Raw genomic sequence first — 16,725 nt, forward strand, 5'->3', positions numbered from 1 at the left:
GTCACATCCGGTGGAAAACAGGGGGTCGGGCAGGAGCCGCGGGTGGGGGCGGGAGCCGGTCTGGCGGTCGGTCATCGCGGCAACAGGCCCAGAATGTCGTTGTAGAAGGCCAGTCCCATCAGTCCGGCCAGCAAGGCCAGGCCGACGTACTGCCCGGCCGCCATCGCGCGTTCGCTCAATGGGCTGCCTTTGACCAACTCGATAAGGTAATACAGCAGGTGACCGCCGTCCAAGATCGGGATCGGCAGCAGGTTGATGATCGCCAGGCTCAGCGAGAGCAGGGCGAGGAAATACAGGAACCAGTCGGCGCCGCGCTTGGCCGAGGCGTTGGCGGCGCGGGCGATGGTGACCGGCCCGGACAGGTTCTGCACCGAGGCCTGCCCGGTCAGCATCCGCCGCATCATGCCGACCGAATCGGACGCCAGCCGGCCGGTCTCGCGCAGCGCCGCGGGCAGGGCGGCCAGCGGGCCGTAGCGCTGCACGGCGTCGTAGGCCGGGGCCTGCGGCGCGGCCAGGACGATGCCCAGCTCCCACTGGCCGGCGCGCGCCGGGTCGGTGCTGGCCCGGGGCTGCAGCTCCAGCGCCAGCCGGTCGCCGTCGCGCTCGACCTCGACCATCCCCGGGCCGCCCCGGCGGCCCAGCGCCTGCACCTGGGGCGAGACCTCGCCGGCCGAGTCCACCCGGACGCCGTCGACGGCCATGAGCAGGTCGCCGGGCTGCAGCACCCCCGCCGCGGCACCGTCCTCGCGGACCGCGTCGATCCGGGCCGGGGCGAGCAGGAAACGCCAGGTGAAGCCGGTCTGCTCCGGGATCCGCCGTTCGTCCAGGTCCGCCGGCAGCTGCGACAGGCGCAGCGTCCGGACGAGGGTGTCGCCGGTGGCGCTTTCCACGGTGACGTCGATGTCGCGGCGGTCCAGCGCGGGCGTGGCCATGGCCATGGCGGCCTCGGTCCAGGTGCCGACCCCGCGGCCATCCACTTCGACCAGGCGGTCGCCGGGCTGGAATCCCGCCTGGGCGGCGATGCCGGTGGCCTGGCCCACGACCGGGGCGTAGTCCTGCCGGCCGACCATGAACATCACCCAGAGCAGGGCCACGCACAGCAGCAGGTTGGCGGCCGGTCCGGCGGCGACGATCGCGATCCGGCGCCATACGCCCTGGCGGTTGAACGCATGCGCCTGGCGGTCGACCGGAACCTCGCCCTCGCGCTCGTCGAGCATCTTCACGTAGCCGCCGAGCGGGATGGCGGCGATGGCGAATTCGGTCCCGGCGCGGTTGTGGCGCGACCACAGCGGCTTGCCGAAACCCACCGAGAAGCGCAGCACGTCCACGCCGCAGCGGCGCGCGACCCAGTAGTGGCCGTATTCGTGGAAGGTGACCAGCACGCCCAGGCTGACCACGAGCCACCAGATGGAGCCGATGAAATCACCCATGGGCGCGGTTCTGGCGTGGCACGCCGGGTGACGGGGTGGCGCTCATGCGGTGCGGATCCCGGCGGAGGGTATGGGGGGCAGGTGCTGGCGGGCGAAGCGGCGCGCTTCCGCATCGGCGGCCAGCAGCGCTTCGAGCGAACCGGCTGGCGCCGCGGGCAATGCGGCGAGGGTGTCCTCGACCAGCGCGGGGATGCCTAGGAAACCGATCCGGCCCTGAAGAAAGGCTGAAACCGCCTCCTCGTTGGCCGCGTTGAGCACCGCCGGCGCGGTTCCGCCGGCGACCAGCGCCTCGCGGGCCAGGCGCAGGCAGGGGAAGGCCGCCAGGTCCGGGGCTTCGAATTCGAGCCTGCCCTGGGCCAGCAGGTCCAGGCCGGCCACGCCCGAGTCGATGCGCTCGGGCCAGCCCAGGCCCACCGCCAGTGCGGTGCGCATGTCAGGCAGGCCGAGCTGGGCCAGGGTGGAGCCGTCGACGTACTCGACCAGGGCATGGACCAGGCTCTGCGGATGCACGAGCACGTCGATGCGGTCGCCCGCCAGGCCGAACAGGTGGTGGGCCTCGATCACTTCCAGGCCCTTGTTCATCAGGGTGGCCGAATCGACCGAGATCTTCGGCCCCATCGACCACTTCGGATGCGCCACCGCCTGTGCCGGGGTCACCGTGGCCAGGCGCGCGCTGTCCCAGCCGCGGAAGGGGCCGCCGGAGGCGGTCAGCACCAGCCGGCGCACGCCCTCGGCCCGGCACGAACGCAGGCACTGGAACACGGCGCTGTGTTCGCTGTCGATCGGCACGATTTCCGCGCCGGACGCGCGCGCGGCGGTGATCACCAGTTCGCCGGCCAGCACCAGCGACTCCTTGTTGGCCAGCAGCAGGCGCTTGCCGGCGCGCGCGGCGGCCAGGGTCGAACCCAACCCCGCCGCACCGACGATCGCGGCCACGACGGTGTCGCAGGCGGGTCCGGCCACCAGTGCCTCGAGCGCCTCGTCGCCGGCGTGGGCCCGGGTCGCCAGGCCGGCCGCGCGCAGGCCGTCGCGCAGCGGCGCGAGCCCGGCCGGATCGGCGATCACCGCATGGTCCGGCCGGTGGGCAGCGCACAGCGCCAGCAGCGCCCCGGTGTTGCTTCCGGCGGCCAGCACGCTGGCACGCATGCGCTGCGGATGACGCGCGATCACGTCCAGCGCCGAGGCGCCGATCGAGCCGGTGGCGCCGAGGACGGCGACCTGGCGGAGGCCTGCGGCGGGTGTCATGTCGGCGACGGGCGGCATGGCGGTGGCCGGCTTCAGAAGCCGAGCATCTCCTTGCCGATCGCGAACACGGGCAGGGCTGCCAGCACGCCGTCGATGCGGTCGAGGACGCCGCCGTGGCCCGGGATCAGGGTCCCCGAGTCTTTCGCCCCGGCCTGGCGCTTGAGCAGGCTCTCGACCAGGTCGCCCACGATCGAGGCCAGCACCGTCGCCACCGCCACCAGGGCCAGTGCGGGCAGCTGCGCCACGGTCGCGCCGGCGAAGGCGCCGAACGCCAGCGCCACGGCGACGCCGGCGACCAGGCCGCCGATGGCGCCTTCGATGGTCTTGTTCGGGCTGATGGTCGGGGCGAGCTTGTGGCGGCCGAAGCGGCGACCGGCGAAATAGGCGCCCGAGTCCGCCGCCCACACCAGGGCCAGGGCGGCCAGCAGCCAGCGGTGGCCGCTGGCATCGATGGCGGCCGCGGCAGGCGCCAGCTCGGTGAAGCCGCCGGAGTGGACGAGGCACAGCGCGCACCAGGCCGGCACCACTGCGACCGTGCCGGCGGCCAGCTTGAAGGCCCGGGTCCAGGGACGGTCGCCAGCGGTGAAGCCCGGCCGCCACAGCCACAGCAAGGCCAGCAGCCAGGCCAGGGCGCCGGCGAGGGTGACGATCTGGAACAGCGCCGGCGAGAACCCGTCATCGCCGCGCGAGGCCCACACCAGCAGCACCATCAGCAGCAGGTTGAGGCCCACCAGCACCGTCCGCGGCAGGCTGTCGTCGATCCCGGCCAGCCGCAGCCACTCCCACAGCCCGGCGAGCATCACCAGCGCGGCCAGCGCCGCCAGCCAGGGGGTGGGGAGCAGCAGGATCGCCGCGATCGCGGCGGGCGCCATGACCAGCGCGGCGATCACCCGGGTGCGGGTCATGGAGTCGTCTCCGCGCCAATCTGGGCGCTGGTCAGTCCGAAGCGGCGTTCGCGCCCGGCATAGTCGTCCAAGGCCTGCTGCAGCACGCCGGCATCCACGTCCGGCCACAGGGTCTCGGTGAACCACAGTTCGGTGTAGGCCAGCTGCCAGAGAAGGAAGTTGCTGACCCGGTGGTCGCCACCGGTGCGGATGAACAGGTCCGGGGGCGGCAGGTCGGCCAGGGCCATGCGCGCCCCCACGGCCGCCTCGTCGACCTGTTCCGGGCGCAGCCGGCCGGCGGCCACCTCGACGGCCAGCGCCCGCGCGGCGGCGGCGATGTCCTGGCGTCCGCCGTAACTGGCGGCGATGGCCAGGTGCAGGCGGTCGTTGCGCAGCGTCTGTGCCTCGGCGGCGGCCATCCGCGCGCGGATCGGCTCGGCGAACGGACCGCGCTCGCCGATGAAGCGCACCCGCACGCCGCGCCGGTCCAGTTCGTCGACCTCGCGCTCCAGCGCGTTGAGGAACAGCTTCATCAGCGCGCCGACTTCCTCTTCCGGCCGGCCCCAGTTCTCGCTGGAGAAGGCGAACAGGGTCAGCGCGCCGATGCCGCGCTCCAGGCAGAAATCGATCACCCGGTTGACCGCGCGCGCACCGGCGCGGTGGCCGATCGCGCGCGGGCGGCGCCGGCGCTGGGCCCAGCGGCCGTTGCCGTCCATGATCACCGCCAGGTGGCGGGGGACGGGCGCGCCGGCGGTGGCGGGAGAGGCAGTCATGCCGTGAGCAGACCGCTCAGACCGCCATCAGTTCCTGTTCCTTGGCCTTGACCACCTCGTCGACGTCCTTGATCGCCTTGTCGGTGATCTTCTGGATGTCGTCCTCGGCCTTGCGCACCTCGTCCTCGGTGACCTGCTTTTCCTTGAGCAGGTCCTTGACGTGCTGGTTGGCGTCGCGGCGGATGTTGCGGATGGCGACCTTGGTGTCCTCGCCCTCGGCGTGCACGACCTTGGTGAGCTCGCGGCGGCGTTCCTCGGTCAGCGCCGGCAGGTTCAGGCGGATGGTGGTGCCGGCGGTGTTCGGGGTCAGGCCCAGGTCCGAGGCCAGGATCGCCTTCTCGACCGCGCCGACCATGCCCTTGTCCCACGGGGTGATCACCAGCGAGCGCGCGTCGGAGACCGACACCGCCGCGACCTGGGACAAAGGCACTTCGCTGCCGTAGGCGCTGACGCGGATGGTGTCGACCAGTCCGGTGGAGGCGCGGCCGGTGCGGACCTTGACCAGGTTGTGGCGAAGGGCGTCGATGCTCTTCGTCATGCGGGCCTGCGCGTCTTGTTTGATCTGGTTGATCATCGCCGTATTCCGTCCGTTCGCGTTAATCGGCCGATTATACGGGGATCGCCCGCGGCGCGGCGCGGGCGGCGACCGCCCGCGGTCCGCCGACGCCGCGGCTCAGCGGCGCGAACGGACCAGGGTGCCGACGCGTTCGCCGCGCAGGATCCGCATCAGGTTGCCGGGCACCGAGATGTCGTAGACCCGCAGCGGGATCCCGTGGTCGCGGCACAGGGCGAAGGCGGCGGTGTCCATCACCTGCAGGTCGCGGGCGATGACTTCGTCGTGGTCCAGCTCCTCGAAGCGGACCGCATCGGAGTGCTTCTTCGGGTCGCGGTCGTAGACGCCGTCGACCTTGGTCGCCTTGAGCAGCAGGTCGGCGTTGATCTCGATCGCCCGCAGGGCGGCGGCCGAGTCGGTGGTGAAGAACGGGTTGCCGGTGCCGGCGGCGAAGATGCCGATGCGGCCTTTCTCCAGGTGGCGCACGGCGCGGCGGCGGATGTAGTCCTCGCACACGTCGTTGATCTTCAGCGCGCTCATGACCCGGACCTTGCCGCCGAGCTTCTCCAGCGCGTCCTGCATGGCCAGCGCATTGATCACCGTGGCCAGCATGCCCATCTGGTCGCCGGTCACCCGGTCCATGCCCGAGGCGGCCAGGCCGGCACCGCGGAAAATGTTGCCGCCGCCGATCACCAGGCCGATCTCGGCGCCGGCCTCGCGTACTTCCATGATCTCGCGGGCGATGCGGCCGATCACGACCGGATCGATGCCGTAGTCCTCCGCCCCCATCAACGCCTCCCCCGACAGCTTCAGCAGGACACGGCGGTAGGCGAGCTCGGACATGGCGGTCTCGGGGGCGGGTGGGGGCGCGGGAATTCTAGCGGAAAGGCCCGGGGTGCGGCTCGCTTCGTGCGCGGCCGTTCACTGCCCGTGCTGGCTGACCCGGTTGCGGCCTTCGCGCTTGGCGCCGTAGAGCGCATCGTCGGCGGCCGCCAGCAGGCTGCGCGCATCGGCGAACTGGCGACCGGTGCCGTGCGTGGCCAGCCCGGCGGAGAAGGTCACGTAGAGCGGCTTGCCGTCGACCTCCGCCATGGGCATCCGCGAGGTTTCCTCGAGGATGCGCTGCAGCACCCGCGACGCGGAGGCCTCGTTGGAATGGCTCAGCACGACCAGGAATTCCTCGCCCCCGTAGCGCGCGACCAGGTCGGTGCTGCGCAGCATGCGCTGCAGGGTCTGCGCGAACTGGTGCAGGACCCGGTCGCCGACCAGGTGGCCGTGGCGGTCGTTGATGTGCTTGAAGTCGTCCAGGTCGATGAACGCGATCGACAGCGGTTGCTGCAGGGCGACGGCGGTGGCGAACTCGCGTTCGAGCACCTCCTCCATCTGCAGCCGGTTGTAGACGCCGGTGAGCGGGTCTCGCCGCGACTGCTCGGTCAGCTGGCGCACCTGCGCTTCCGATGCCTGGGCCTCGCTGCGCGCGCGCGCGGCATCCTGGATCTCGCGCAAATTGCGCAGGATCAGCAGCTCCTTGGCATGGTCGGCGATCGCGGCCAGGTGGCCGGGATGGGCGATGTGGACGTCGAACATCGCGCTGATTTCCGGCAGCGCGGTGGCGATCCGTACCAGGAGGTCGTCGAGCCGGGTGCCGTCGGCGGCGCAGGCCGATACCAGCGCGAGCGCGCGTTCGCGCAGCGCGTCGACGTCGCCTTCGGCCAGCCAGAGGTCGGCGATGACGCCGGAGGCCTGCACGCAGGCCTGGAAAGCGTCGTCGGCGACCGGCGCCGACTCGCTGCCGTCGATCGCATCGGCGAGGTACGCGGGCAGGCGCCAGTGGCGTGCGAGCCACGCGCCCACCTCGGCGTGGTCGGCGCCGAACGCGGCCCGTTCCAGCGACAGCAGCGCGTCGTTGCCGTCCGCCTGCGCCCGCAGCGCCGGATACTCCTCCGGCTTGGCCTGGAGCAGGGCCAGCGCGCCGATGTCCTGGAGCAGGCCGGCCAGCATCAGGTCTTCCAGGCGCTTGACGCCGGCGTGGTTGCCCAGCAGGCGCGCGGCCAGCGCGGCCAGCACGCTGCGCCGCCAGATGCGCTCCTGGTCGCGGGCGTCGCCTGTACCGCGCATTCCCTGGGCCAGCGAGAAGCCCAGGGCCAGGCTGATGGTGGCGTTCAATCCGAGCAGGGTCAGGGCCTGCGGCAGGTTGTCGACCCGGCGCCTGCCCGCGTACAGCGGCGAATTGGCGACCCGCAGCATCCGCGCGGTCAGCGCCGGGTCCACGCCGATGGCCTGCGCCGTCGCATTGAGGTCCGCCCCCGGATCCTGCGCCAGTTCGATGATCCGCAAGGCCACTGCCGGCGGTGACGGCAGGTTGCGGCAATGCAGGAGGTGGGCTTCCAGGTCGGGGTGCATCAGGTGCGATCGGGACGGTAATCAGCCGGAGTATGCCGGCAAAAGCGTGCGTCAGTCAGCAGTTTTGCCGGCGCCGCGCGTCGCCCGGGCCGGAAAGCAGGAAGGCCGCGGGATTCCCGCGGCCTTCCTCGCTTGCTTGCGGCGGCTGGACGTCGCGGCTCGGGTCAGACCTGCATCGCCTTGGCCACTTCGGCGGCGTAGTCCTCCACCACCTTCTCGATGCCTTCGCCGACCACCAGCCGCTGGTAGCCGACCACGTCGGCACCGGCGGCCTTGACCGCCTGCTCGACGGTCTTGTCGCCGTCCAGCACGTACGGCTGGCCGTACAGGGTCACTTCGTTGACGATCTTGTTGATCTTGCCGGAGATGATCTTCTCCAGGATCTCGGCCGGCTTGGACTTGTCCTTCTCGGACATCTTGGCCAGCTCGATCTCCTTCTCCTTCTGCACGAACTCGGCCGGCACGTCGGCGGCCTTGTTGTACGGCGGGTTCATCGCGGCCACGTGCATGGCGATGCCACGTGCCAGCTCGGCGTCGCCGCCGTTGACCTCGACCAGAACGCCGATCCGGCCGCCGTGGACGTACGCCGCCACGTTGTGGGCGCTGTCGATGGCGACGATGCGGCGGACCTGCATGTTCTCGCCCAGCTTGGCGATGGCGGCCGCCCGGGCCTCTTCGACGGTCTCGCCCGACGGCAGCTTGGCGGTCTTGAGCGATTCGATGTCCTTGGCGCCGGCAGCCAGCGCCGCCGCGGCGACGGCGTCGGTGAAGGCGATGAAGTTGGCGTCCTTGGCGACGAAGTCGGTCTCGGAGTTGATCTCGACCAGCACGGCCTTGCCGCCGGCCTGGGCCACGGCGATGCGGCCTTCGGCGGTGACGCGGTCGGCCTTCTTGTCGGCCTTGGCCAGGCCCGACTTGCGCAGCCACTCGCCGGCGGCGTCGATGTTGCCGCCGTTCTCGGTCAGCGCCTTCTTGCACTCCATCATGCCGGCGCCGGTGCGCTCGCGCAGTTCCTTGACCAGGGAAGCAGTGATTTCCACGGGTTTACCTCGTTATGTGATGAATGTGGCTCCGCGGCGCGGAGCGGGGCCGGCGGCCGGCAGCGCCTGCGGCGCGTACCGGGCGCCAGGCCCGGGCCGCGGACGGCGCGCAGGTGCGGCCGCCCGGCGGAGTGGCGGCCGCGTGGCGGCCGCCGGGGTGGGTCACTCGGCGACCGCGGCTTCGCCGCCTTCGGCCTTGTCCTTGCGCGGCGCGCCCTTCTTGGCCGGGGCGCGACGCGGGGCCTTCTCGGCGTCGCCTTCGGCGAAGTCGCCCTCGGTGACGGTGGCCGCGTGCGGCGCGGCGGCCTTGCCTTCCAGCACCGCATCGGCGGCGGCGCGTGCGTACAGCTGCACGGCGCGGATGGCGTCGTCGTTGCCCGGGATGGCGTAGTCGACCAGGGCCGGGTCGTAGTTGGTGTCGACCACCGCGATCACCGGGATGCCGAGCTTCTTGGCTTCCTTGATGGCGATGTCTTCATGGCCGATGTCGATCACGAACAGCGCGTCGGGCAGGCGGTTCATCTCCTTGATGCCGCCCAGCGAGGCTTCCAGCTTCTCGCGCTCGCGGCGCAGGCCCAGCACTTCGTGCTTGACCAGCTTCTCGAAGGTGCCGTCGGTCTCGGCCGCTTCCAGCTCCTTCAGGCGCGACACCGACTGCTTGACGGTGCGGAAGTTGGTCAGGGTGCCGCCCAGCCAGCGCTGGGTCATGTACGGCTGGCCGCAACGCTCGGCTTCTTCCTTGATCGCCTCGCGCGCGCTGCGCTTGGTGCCGACGAACAGGATGGTGCCGCGCTTCTGGGCGATGGCCGAGATGAAGTTCATCGCGTCGGAGAAGAGCGGAACGGTCTTCTCGAGGTTGATGATGTGGATCTTGCCGCGCGCGCCGAAGATGTACGGGGCCATCTTCGGGTTCCAGTAACGGGTCTGGTGGCCGAAGTGGACGCCTGCTTCGAGCATCTGGCGCATGGTGATCTGGGGCATTGCTGTAACTCCTGGTGGTGGAATCGCTTCGCAGGCGCGGCTTTTCTTGGTAGGTCCGCGCGTGGAACATGCGGGCCCTTGCGAAGGGCGCGCACCAACGATTCCGGGGTTGGGCCTCCCTGGCGCTTCCGTGTCCGAACCCGCGGCTGGAAAACCAGCCCGGGCACCCCGGCACGGGGGGTGGCGTCAGGTGTGTATTCGCCTGGGCCGGTCGAAGCCGGCGCCGTCCCGCCCGGCGTGGGCGGCCCGGCCAGGAGGCAGGGCGGAGGACAGCCGCGGGAGTATAGCCGGCGCGGCGGTGCCGGGCAAACCGGTCAGCGGCCCGAGAGCAGGTCCGCGGCCGGGACCAGGACCTGCGCCTGGCCGTTCACCTCGGCCTCGAAGCGTCCGTAAGGCGGCCGGCCGGCGTCTTCGGGCAATGGCCAGTGCTTGTACCGGCCGGCCAGGACATAGCCGGCCAGGCTCGGTGCCAGCTCATGGCGGCGCCCGCCGGTGCCGATGTAGCGCAGGGCGGCGACCCGGGCATGGCGGTCGCCGCTGTTCTCCAGGCGCAGCAGGCGCTGTCCGCTGGCGTCCTCCTCGATCCGCGCGCTCAGCAGAGGGCCCGCGGGGGCGGGGACGGGCAGCAGGAAGACAGGTATCGAATAACGCAGGAGCGGCTGCTCCCCCGCCGCAGCGGCGGTCTGCGGCAACTCGTCCACGACCAGCCGGTAGGCGGTTTCCGCGAAAGGTGGGTCGGCCGCCAGGCGCACGACCCGCACCCTCTGCCGGCCGAGCGGAGGCACTTCCAGCAGGGGTGGGCTGACGGCCACGTCGCGGGTCGGCGCCAGCACTTCGCCGCCATCGTCCTGGGTCCAGGAGAACACGCGCACCTGTGCCTGCAAAGGCTCCCGGCCGGTATTGCTGAGCCAGAACGTGGTGGCCTGTTCGTCCGGCTGGAGTGCCAGCGACACCGGCTCCAGGCGCAGCTCGCCCGAGGCCGCGGACATGGCGAAGCCCAGCCACGCCAACGGCGCGACCAGCCAGGACCGGGGCCAGCGCCGCGCCATCATCAGAAGACGATGGTGGTGACCCGGGCCTCGTCCACCGGGCCGCTATGTGGAACGGGGTAGTGCCGGGCGGAGGTTCCATCGGCGACCAGCGAGGGCGCCGCGCCCGGCGGGGCCACGGTCCAGGGCACGCCGGCCGAGCAGTCGACGCTCGGTCGGGCGCTGGCGCCGCTGACATCGCAACGGTCGACGATGGTCAGCGATATCCGCAGCGTGGACCGCTGGCTGGACGCCTGCACGGCGCCCATCGCCAGGGCCAGGCCTGCCACGGCCAGTAATGTTCTGCAGGCGTGCATCGGCGGCTCCTCCCCGGTCTGGGAGACCGGTCTTCAGCCACGCTTTCGGCAAATGCCTCGGTAAGTTGAGCCGATTGTTCGCCCGCTGGCGTTTGCGCGGCGTGATCTGTGCTCTGGATCACGCAAACGGCGCGTCGCCACGGTCAGGCGCCGCGTCCACGACTCCCGGCGGCGGGGCCCTCAGTAGGTGAGGGTCACCGTGATGGTGTCGGCGTAGGCGCCCGCCGCGCCGACCGGCTGGGCAGGCACCCGTCCGTACACGGTGTAGTTCTGGATGGTGTTGTTGCCGGTGCCGCTGACATCGCTGCCGCTGGTGTTGCCCCAGACCTGGCTGCGGCCGGAGTTGCGGTACAGCTGGTAGTCCAGGAAGTTGCCGCCGGGGCCGGCCATCCGCCGCACGGCTCCGCCAGTGGTATTGACCCCGAAGTTGAGCGCGATCCGGTAACTGCTGCCGGTCGGGCAGCGCACGCTGATGGTCGAAGTCTGGTCGCGTGAGGCGCCCAGGTTGACCACCGAACCGAAGTCCATGTCGGTGGCGGTGCTGATGTAGCAGGTGTTGGCGAAGGTCGCGCTGACCTCGGTGTAGTTGGTGCCGGTGATGGGGGCGGTGGCGCATTGGGCGACGGTCGGCGCCGCGGAGCCGCTGTTGGAGGTGCTGCGCATCTGCGTGCTGATCTGCGAGATGTAGTTGCCGGCGGTCACGCTCTGCGGCGGGATGCGCGCGTAGACCGGCATCGAGCTGTAGGTCCGGCCGACGCTGGTGGTGGTCATGGTGATGCTGTAGACCGCATGGCCGCTGGTGGTCGAACCGATCAGCTGGGTCATGGCCGGGTCCGCGTACAGGTCGTAATCCAGGGTGTCCAGCGGCCACCACTGGATCATCCGGCGCGGATCCACGCCCGGTAGCACCTGCGGATTCATGTACAGGCACGCACGGAAGGTGCGCACCGCCGGCCCGTCGTTCTGGCAGTAGAAGCGGACCGAGCCGGTGGTGGTCGCGCCGCCGGCGCCGACCGTGCCGAAGGCGATCGGGTTGGAGCCGTCGATGTTGCACTCGTTGTCGGCCCGCGCCGGCGCCGGCCAGAAGCCGGCCAAGGCCAGGACCAGCGCCAGGGCGGCGCTGGCCAGGCAGGATCCTGTCGCTGTGGCATCGGGATTGCGGTTCATCGGCAGACCACTCCATCCAGTTCGACGAAGCCGGTCGGCTTCGCCAGCTCGGGCAGGGCCACTTCGCAGTAGCCGCCATTGTGGCGGATCCTGATGCCGGCCCCTGGCGTCAGGTCCTGCAGGTACAGCAGGCCGTCGTAACCGACGACGGTCAGTGCCGGTGCCGTAGCCGGGTCGGCGTCGGCGGTCCACACCGAGCTGCCCGCGGCGATGGGCCGGCCGTCGACGTCGGTGACGGTGGCCTGGATCGAAAGGGTCGGCCGCATCGGGAACCGGGCCAGCATGCCGCTGCGGCTCGCCGGTACGGCCAGCATGTCGGTGCGCCCCAGGCGCACGTCGGTCGGCGCCTGCAGGGGATCGATCGAGAGGCGGTTGTTCTGCCAGGCATTGAGGCGGTTGACCAGCAGCAGGCCATCTTCGTCGGTGAATCCCACCAGGCGGTTTTCCTGCAGGATCGGTACGCCGGCCACGCCGTCCGTGGACACCAGTGCGAAGGCGTCATCGACCCGCCGCATCGCGAACAGGTGCTTCTCCATGAGCAGCACGCTGCCGCTGGCGCCGGCGAAACCGGTCGTGCTGTCGGGGATCGCGCCTTCGCCGCGCTGGTACAGGAGGCCGGCATTCCACGCACCGTACCTGCCCAGGCCGGAAAGCTGGGCTTGCGCCGCCGGGCGGTCGCCGACGGTGGACTGGACCCGCCAGCCCAGTCCGCCGAGGTCGCTGTCCACCTGGCGGTTGGCCTCCACGCTGAGGTTGTCCGCGCTGCGACTGTGCCGGGCCGAGGCCGACAGCGAGGTGCTGCGGTCCAATGGCATCGACCAGTACAGGAAGGCGCTGTCGGCGTCGCGGTTCTCCAGGTCACGGCTCACGCTCAGGCTGAGGTAGCCGTTGTGCGGCAACTGCCGGGACCAGGTCAGGCTGGCGTAGCGCGCCGAAGGCTGGCCCACGATGTCCTGGCGCACGTAGCTGGCGCCGATCTGGGCGACGCCCCAGTTGATTCCGGCGAAGCCGCTGTCCATGCGCCGCGGCAGCACCGCCTCCTCGAGGCTGGCGACGTCGGCGAAATCCGCGGTGCGCCGCAGCGTGGCCAGGCCCACGTTTAATATCGAGGAGTTCCACTGGTAGCCCAAGCCGTACTGGTGGCCGGATTCGCCCTGGTAACGGCTTCCGGCCAGGGAGGCGTCGAGCACGCCGCCGCGGTCGCCGAGCAGCCAGACGCCGCCGGCGCCCGCCATCTGCAGGCCGTTGGTGGCCTCGGCGTGCGCCTCCAGCGTGGCCTGGTTGCTCAGGCCGTGGCGGACCGAGGCGCTGCCCATCGTGTCGTCGCCGTAGGAGAACGAGCGCAGGCCGTAGTCGCGTCGCACCTTGCCGGCCTCGACGGACCAGTCGGTCAATCCTTGCTGCAGGAGTTGCCCGGTGTTGTAGAGCGAGAAGTTCACGATCCGGCTCTGGCCGTTGATGTCGGTGACCACCATCTGCGCCTGGCCGACGCCGTTGACCGTCGGGATCGTGTCGATCTGGAACTGGCCGGGCCGGACCTGCTGGCTCGACTGCCGGATACCGTTGATGTAGAGGTCCACGGTCGAGGGCAGCACAGCGTCGCCGGCGAAGGACGCCAGGGGCGTGGTGACGCGGTACGGCTGCAGCGCGAAATTCGTCGACGCGCGCACGCCGCCGATGCGCGTGGTCCGGGTCCAGCCCAGGGAGCCGCTGAAGGTATCGCCGGCCACGACCGAGACCATGCTGTCCTGCAGGTCCAGCTGCCAGAAGGTATCCAGGCGGACCATGTCGTGCTCGTCGCCGCGTCCCGGGGCGCTGTCGAGCCGGCTGACCATGCTGTTGCTCCAGACGCCAGGCCCGGCGCCGAACAGGCGCAGCTCCGTCCAGCCGCTGAACGAGCGGTAGTCGCTGTCGCCCTGGGCGTACAGGTCGTAGTTGAGGAGCAGGCCGGGCGCGCGGGTAGCCGGGTCGATGCGCGGAATCGGCTGCTCGCCCTCGCTGAAGAGCTCGCGCTCCCCGGCCAGCAGTTCGAGCGGTGCCGTCAGCGCGAGCTGCTGGCTGGCGGCGTCGTAGCGGGATTGCAGTCCCGGGATGTCGTCCAGCGCGACCAGGCCGTCGGCGCTTTCGCTTCCCGGCCACCGCAGGTCGAGTTCGCGCAGCGTGGCGACACTGGCATGCAGGCGCCCGTCGACCATCACGAACCGCGCCAGGCGCCCGGTCGCGAACTCGTTGAGCGACACTTCCAGGTACAGCTCCTGGGAACCCGCCGAGGCTTCGATATCGGCTTCACCCGACTGGACCAGGTCCAGGTTGCCCGGGGCCGCATAGCCCGCGGGCGAAGGATTGGGAGCGGGGGCGGCCACCAGCGCGCCGGGCGCGCAGGCCGCGGCGATGCTAGCTGCCAGGAGTTTCCAGCGGCAATGTCTGGTCGTTCGGATCGTCATTGAACCTGACCTTCAGGCTGCCCCCACCCGCTCGCAGCTGTGGGGACAGCGGGATTTCCCATTGCATCCGCTGGCCGGCCAGCACATAGCCGAAAAGACCCGGCACCAGCTCGGTGCGCTTCCCGGTCCCGTCGACCCACGCCAGGTTGCTCAACCGGACCCGCTGTCGCCCGGGGTTGGCGATGCTGAGCAGGCTGGCATCGCCCTGGGACGCGAGGCTGGCGGACAACCCGGCCGGGGCGCCGGCCGCTTCCGGCGTCGTCGCGGTACGGCGCGATGGACTCAGCGGCTCGGTTCCCTCGGCCAGCACGAACACCGGCACCGAGTACTGCAGGAGGAACTGCAGGCCCGGGTCGCGCGGCGCCGCCGCGTCGGCCGGCAACTCGTCGATCGCCAGGCGATAGGCGAGCTCGGACTGCGAGGCCTCGGTGCGCGGCCGGATCAGCCGTACCAGTTGCTGCTCGCCTGCCGCGACCTCGAGGATCGCCGGGCTGGCGATCAGGTCGCGCGTGGGCGTGAGCCGGTCGGTGCCATCAGCCTGGGACCAGCTGGACACCCGGACCTGGGCCTTGAGGGGCTCGGTCCCGGTGTTGGTCAGCCAGATGGCCTGCGACTGCTCGCCGGTGGCGAACTCGACCATGATCGGGTTCACCTGCAGGTCGGCCGCCTGTGCGGCCGTGCCCGCCGCCGCCAGGGCGGCAACCAGCATCCAGCGTCCGATCCGCGGATGGCGCACCCGCCGGGAGCGCCCCCTGTCCTGCCATGTCATCGGGCCCATTCCCGACCTCGCCCGTCGATCAGTAGGTGATCGTTGCCTGGATGGTATCGGTATACGTGCCGGCCGGCGCAGCGACGGTGTCGGCGCTCAGCACCCGGCCGAAGACCGAAACGCTCTGCGGGTTGCCGTTGCCGGTGCCGGCGACGGTGTCGGTGCCCTGCGTGTTGCCCCAGTTCTGGTCGCGGGCGGCGTTGCGGTACAGGCCGTACGGGATGCTGTTGGCGCCGCTGCTCATGCGACGCGAGGTGACCGTGGCCGACGGGTAGCTGCCAGCGTTGAGGGCGATCGTGTACGGGGTGCCGTTGGTGCAGGTCACCACCAGGGTGCCGGTGGCGTCGGCGTTGCCGGCCGACCCGCGCGCCTTGGTGAGGAAGTCGACGTCGGTGGCGGCGGAGCTGAAGGCGCACGATTCGGTGATGACGATCTTCGCCTGGAACGTGCTGTTGACGGTGGCGGCGTTGGCGGTGCCCGCGACGCCGGCGGCGACCAGGGCGGTAGCGATCAGGGTGCTCTTGAACAGGTTCATCGGGGACTCCGGAAGTGTCTGGTGTTGGATGGGTGGTGGTACTGGCAGGGGATTGAGCAGGAAGCGTGCCAGCTCTCCGACGCAGGGCCTTCCGGTCCGTGGAAGCAGGATTTGACGGGATCGCCACCTTCCTGAATGGGGATATTGTGACACGGTGCGCGTATTAAGGCGGGCACGGACCGCAAAAAGTGACCCGTCGCGTCAGTTCATTGGCGTGAACGGTTTAGGATTCGGCACAGTATGGTTGGCCGATGGGTCGCAGGCGTTGATTCGAGTCAATCCGCCGGCTTGGCCCGCGACCGGAAGCGCGCGCGTTCAGGAACGGGCGGGATCGGCGATAATCCGCGCATGACCCTGCACCTGAAGACCCCCGAGGAAATCGAGAAGATGCGCATCGCCGGCCGCCTGGCCGCCGAAGTGCTGGAGATGATCGCCCCGCACGTGAAGCCGGGCGTGACCACCGAGGAGCTGGACCGGCTCTGCCACGACCACATCGTCAAGGTGCAGGGCGCGATCCCGGCCAACGTCGGTTATCGCGGCTACCCCAAGACGGTCTGCACCTCGGTCAACAACGTGATCTGCCACGGCATCCCCAGCCCCGGCAAGGTCCTCAAGGAAGGCGACATCCTCAATATCGACGTCACCGTCATCAAGGACGGCTGGCATGGCGACACCAGCCGCATGTACTACGTCGGTACCCCGTCGGTCATGGCCAGGCGCCTGGTCGAAACCACCTTCGAGGCGATGTGGCGCGGCATCCGCGCGGTGAAGCCGGGCGCGACCCTGGGCGACGTCGGCCATGCGATCCAGAGCTACGCCGAGGCCGAGCGCTTCACCGTGGTGCGCGAGTACTGCGGGCACGGCATCGGCAAGGTCTACCACGACGAACCGCAGGTGCTGCACTACGGCCGCCCGGGCGATGGCCTGGTGCTGCGGCCGGGCATGACCTTCACCATCGAGCCGATGATCAACGAGGGCACCCGCTACACCAAGGTGCTGCCCGACGGCTGGACCGTGGTGACCAAGGACCGCAAGCTTTCGGCGCAGTGGGAGCACATGGTCGCGGTGACCGAGGATGGCGTGGACGTGCTGACACTGGGCGCCGACGACGTGCCGCCACCGGCCTCCGGCCAGACGCCGCCGGCGTGAGCGCCGG

General features: G+C 70.6%; 16 protein-coding genes. 1 reads left to right on the forward strand and 15 read right to left on the reverse strand.

Annotated elements, in window-relative coordinates; translation table 11 throughout:
* Positions 1–71: 71 nt before the first annotated feature.
* The 15 genes from rseP to ABKA19_RS12685 all read right to left on the reverse strand — a co-directional run bounded on the left by rseP (position 72) and on the right by ABKA19_RS12685 (position 15,569).
* Complete coding sequence (gene rseP / locus ABKA19_RS12615) at positions 72–1,430, reverse strand: RIP metalloprotease RseP (protein WP_353689194.1); 1,359 nt, start codon at positions 1,428–1,430, stop codon at positions 72–74.
* A 42-nt stretch (positions 1,431–1,472) separates the two neighbouring features.
* Entirely contained in the window at positions 1,473–2,675 is a 1,203-nt protein-coding gene (gene dxr / locus ABKA19_RS12620) for a 1-deoxy-D-xylulose-5-phosphate reductoisomerase (RefSeq protein ID WP_353689195.1), read from the reverse strand.
* A gap of 32 nt (positions 2,676–2,707) precedes the next feature.
* Positions 2,708–3,580 carry a phosphatidate cytidylyltransferase gene (locus tag ABKA19_RS12625; RefSeq protein ID WP_353689196.1) on the reverse strand — a complete coding sequence of 291 codons (873 nt, stop codon included), beginning with the start codon at positions 3,578–3,580 and terminating at the stop codon, positions 2,708–2,710.
* Positions 3,577–4,332 carry a polyprenyl diphosphate synthase gene (uppS, locus tag ABKA19_RS12630; protein WP_353689197.1) on the reverse strand — a complete coding sequence of 252 codons (756 nt, stop codon included), beginning with the start codon at positions 4,330–4,332 and terminating at the stop codon, positions 3,577–3,579. The genes ABKA19_RS12625 and uppS overlap by 4 nt, the downstream gene beginning before the upstream one ends.
* A 16-nt stretch (positions 4,333–4,348) precedes the next feature.
* The gene (frr, locus tag ABKA19_RS12635) at positions 4,349–4,906 is read right to left on the reverse strand and encodes a ribosome recycling factor (protein ID WP_162378304.1); all 558 of its coding nucleotides are present in this window, start codon (positions 4,904–4,906) and stop codon (positions 4,349–4,351) included.
* Between the two features lie 99 nt (positions 4,907–5,005).
* On the reverse strand, positions 5,006–5,728 hold the full coding sequence (gene pyrH / locus ABKA19_RS12640; protein WP_162378305.1) for a UMP kinase: 723 nt from the start codon (positions 5,726–5,728) through the stop codon (positions 5,006–5,008).
* Between the two features lie 78 nt (positions 5,729–5,806).
* Positions 5,807–7,288, reverse strand: coding sequence for an HDOD domain-containing protein (locus ABKA19_RS12645; protein ID WP_353689198.1), 1,482 nt, complete (start codon positions 7,286–7,288; stop codon positions 5,807–5,809).
* 164 nt (positions 7,289–7,452) lie between these two features.
* Positions 7,453–8,328, reverse strand: coding sequence for a translation elongation factor Ts (tsf, locus tag ABKA19_RS12650; RefSeq protein ID WP_162378307.1), 876 nt, complete (start codon positions 8,326–8,328; stop codon positions 7,453–7,455).
* Positions 8,329–8,490: 162 nt separating this feature from the next.
* Positions 8,491–9,309 carry a 30S ribosomal protein S2 gene (gene rpsB / locus ABKA19_RS12655; RefSeq protein WP_162378308.1) on the reverse strand — a complete coding sequence of 273 codons (819 nt, stop codon included), beginning with the start codon at positions 9,307–9,309 and terminating at the stop codon, positions 8,491–8,493.
* A 314-nt stretch (positions 9,310–9,623) separates the two neighbouring features.
* Positions 9,624–10,298 carry a fimbrial biogenesis chaperone gene (locus ABKA19_RS12660; RefSeq protein WP_353689199.1) on the reverse strand — a complete coding sequence of 225 codons (675 nt, stop codon included), beginning with the start codon at positions 10,296–10,298 and terminating at the stop codon, positions 9,624–9,626.
* A 62-nt stretch (positions 10,299–10,360) separates the two neighbouring features.
* The gene (locus ABKA19_RS12665) at positions 10,361–10,654 is read right to left on the reverse strand and encodes a hypothetical protein (protein WP_353689200.1); all 294 of its coding nucleotides are present in this window, start codon (positions 10,652–10,654) and stop codon (positions 10,361–10,363) included.
* A 180-nt stretch (positions 10,655–10,834) separates the two neighbouring features.
* Entirely contained in the window at positions 10,835–11,821 is a 987-nt protein-coding gene (locus ABKA19_RS12670; protein ID WP_353689201.1) for a Csu type fimbrial protein, read from the reverse strand.
* A complete protein-coding gene (locus ABKA19_RS12675) occupies positions 11,818–14,265 on the reverse strand; it encodes a fimbria/pilus outer membrane usher protein (RefSeq protein ID WP_353689202.1) in 2,448 nt (815 codons plus the stop codon). The genes ABKA19_RS12670 and ABKA19_RS12675 overlap by 4 nt, the downstream gene beginning before the upstream one ends.
* Positions 14,216–14,974 carry a fimbrial biogenesis chaperone gene (locus ABKA19_RS12680; RefSeq protein WP_353689203.1) on the reverse strand — a complete coding sequence of 253 codons (759 nt, stop codon included), beginning with the start codon at positions 14,972–14,974 and terminating at the stop codon, positions 14,216–14,218. The genes ABKA19_RS12675 and ABKA19_RS12680 overlap by 50 nt, the downstream gene beginning before the upstream one ends.
* 88 nt (positions 14,975–15,062) lie before the next feature.
* Positions 15,063–15,569, reverse strand: coding sequence for a Csu type fimbrial protein (locus tag ABKA19_RS12685; RefSeq protein WP_353689204.1), 507 nt, complete (start codon positions 15,567–15,569; stop codon positions 15,063–15,065).
* A gap of 348 nt (positions 15,570–15,917) precedes the next feature.
* Between ABKA19_RS12685 and map the strand changes: the two genes are divergently transcribed.
* A complete protein-coding gene (gene map / locus ABKA19_RS12690) occupies positions 15,918–16,718 on the forward strand; it encodes a type I methionyl aminopeptidase (protein WP_353689205.1) in 801 nt (266 codons plus the stop codon).
* Positions 16,719–16,725: the final 7 nt, after the last annotated feature.

The sequence above is a fragment of the Pseudoxanthomonas sp. Soil82 genome, from assembly GCF_040446535.1.
GTDB classification, from domain to species: domain Bacteria; phylum Pseudomonadota; class Gammaproteobacteria; order Xanthomonadales; family Xanthomonadaceae; genus Pseudoxanthomonas; species Pseudoxanthomonas kaohsiungensis.

Coding starts and splice junctions, on each gene's coding strand:
- rpsB (WP_162378308.1), bottom strand. CDS start 9,309: ATGCCCCAGATCACCATGCGCCAGATGCTCGAAGCAGGCGTCCACTTC.
- ABKA19_RS12685 (WP_353689204.1), bottom strand. CDS start 15,569: ATGAACCTGTTCAAGAGCACCCTGATCGCTACCGCCCTGGTCGCCGCC.
- ABKA19_RS12675 (WP_353689202.1), bottom strand. CDS start 14,265: ATGACGATCCGAACGACCAGACATTGCCGCTGGAAACTCCTGGCAGCT.
- ABKA19_RS12680 (WP_353689203.1), bottom strand. CDS start 14,974: ATGCTGGTTGCCGCCCTGGCGGCGGCGGGCACGGCCGCACAGGCGGCC.
- frr (WP_162378304.1), bottom strand. CDS start 4,906: ATGATCAACCAGATCAAACAAGACGCGCAGGCCCGCATGACGAAGAGC.
- ABKA19_RS12625 (WP_353689196.1), bottom strand. CDS start 3,580: ATGACCCGCACCCGGGTGATCGCCGCGCTGGTCATGGCGCCCGCCGCG.
- uppS (WP_353689197.1), bottom strand. CDS start 4,332: ATGACTGCCTCTCCCGCCACCGCCGGCGCGCCCGTCCCCCGCCACCTG.
- rseP (WP_353689194.1), bottom strand. CDS start 1,430: ATGGGTGATTTCATCGGCTCCATCTGGTGGCTCGTGGTCAGCCTGGGC.
- ABKA19_RS12670 (WP_353689201.1), bottom strand. CDS start 11,821: ATGAACCGCAATCCCGATGCCACAGCGACAGGATCCTGCCTGGCCAGC.
- map (WP_353689205.1), top strand. CDS start 15,918: ATGACCCTGCACCTGAAGACCCCCGAGGAAATCGAGAAGATGCGCATC.
- dxr (WP_353689195.1), bottom strand. CDS start 2,675: ATGACACCCGCCGCAGGCCTCCGCCAGGTCGCCGTCCTCGGCGCCACC.
- pyrH (WP_162378305.1), bottom strand. CDS start 5,728: ATGTCCGAGCTCGCCTACCGCCGTGTCCTGCTGAAGCTGTCGGGGGAG.
- ABKA19_RS12660 (WP_353689199.1), bottom strand. CDS start 10,298: ATGTCCGCGGCCTCGGGCGAGCTGCGCCTGGAGCCGGTGTCGCTGGCA.
- ABKA19_RS12645 (WP_353689198.1), bottom strand. CDS start 7,288: ATGCACCCCGACCTGGAAGCCCACCTCCTGCATTGCCGCAACCTGCCG.
- ABKA19_RS12665 (WP_353689200.1), bottom strand. CDS start 10,654: ATGCACGCCTGCAGAACATTACTGGCCGTGGCAGGCCTGGCCCTGGCG.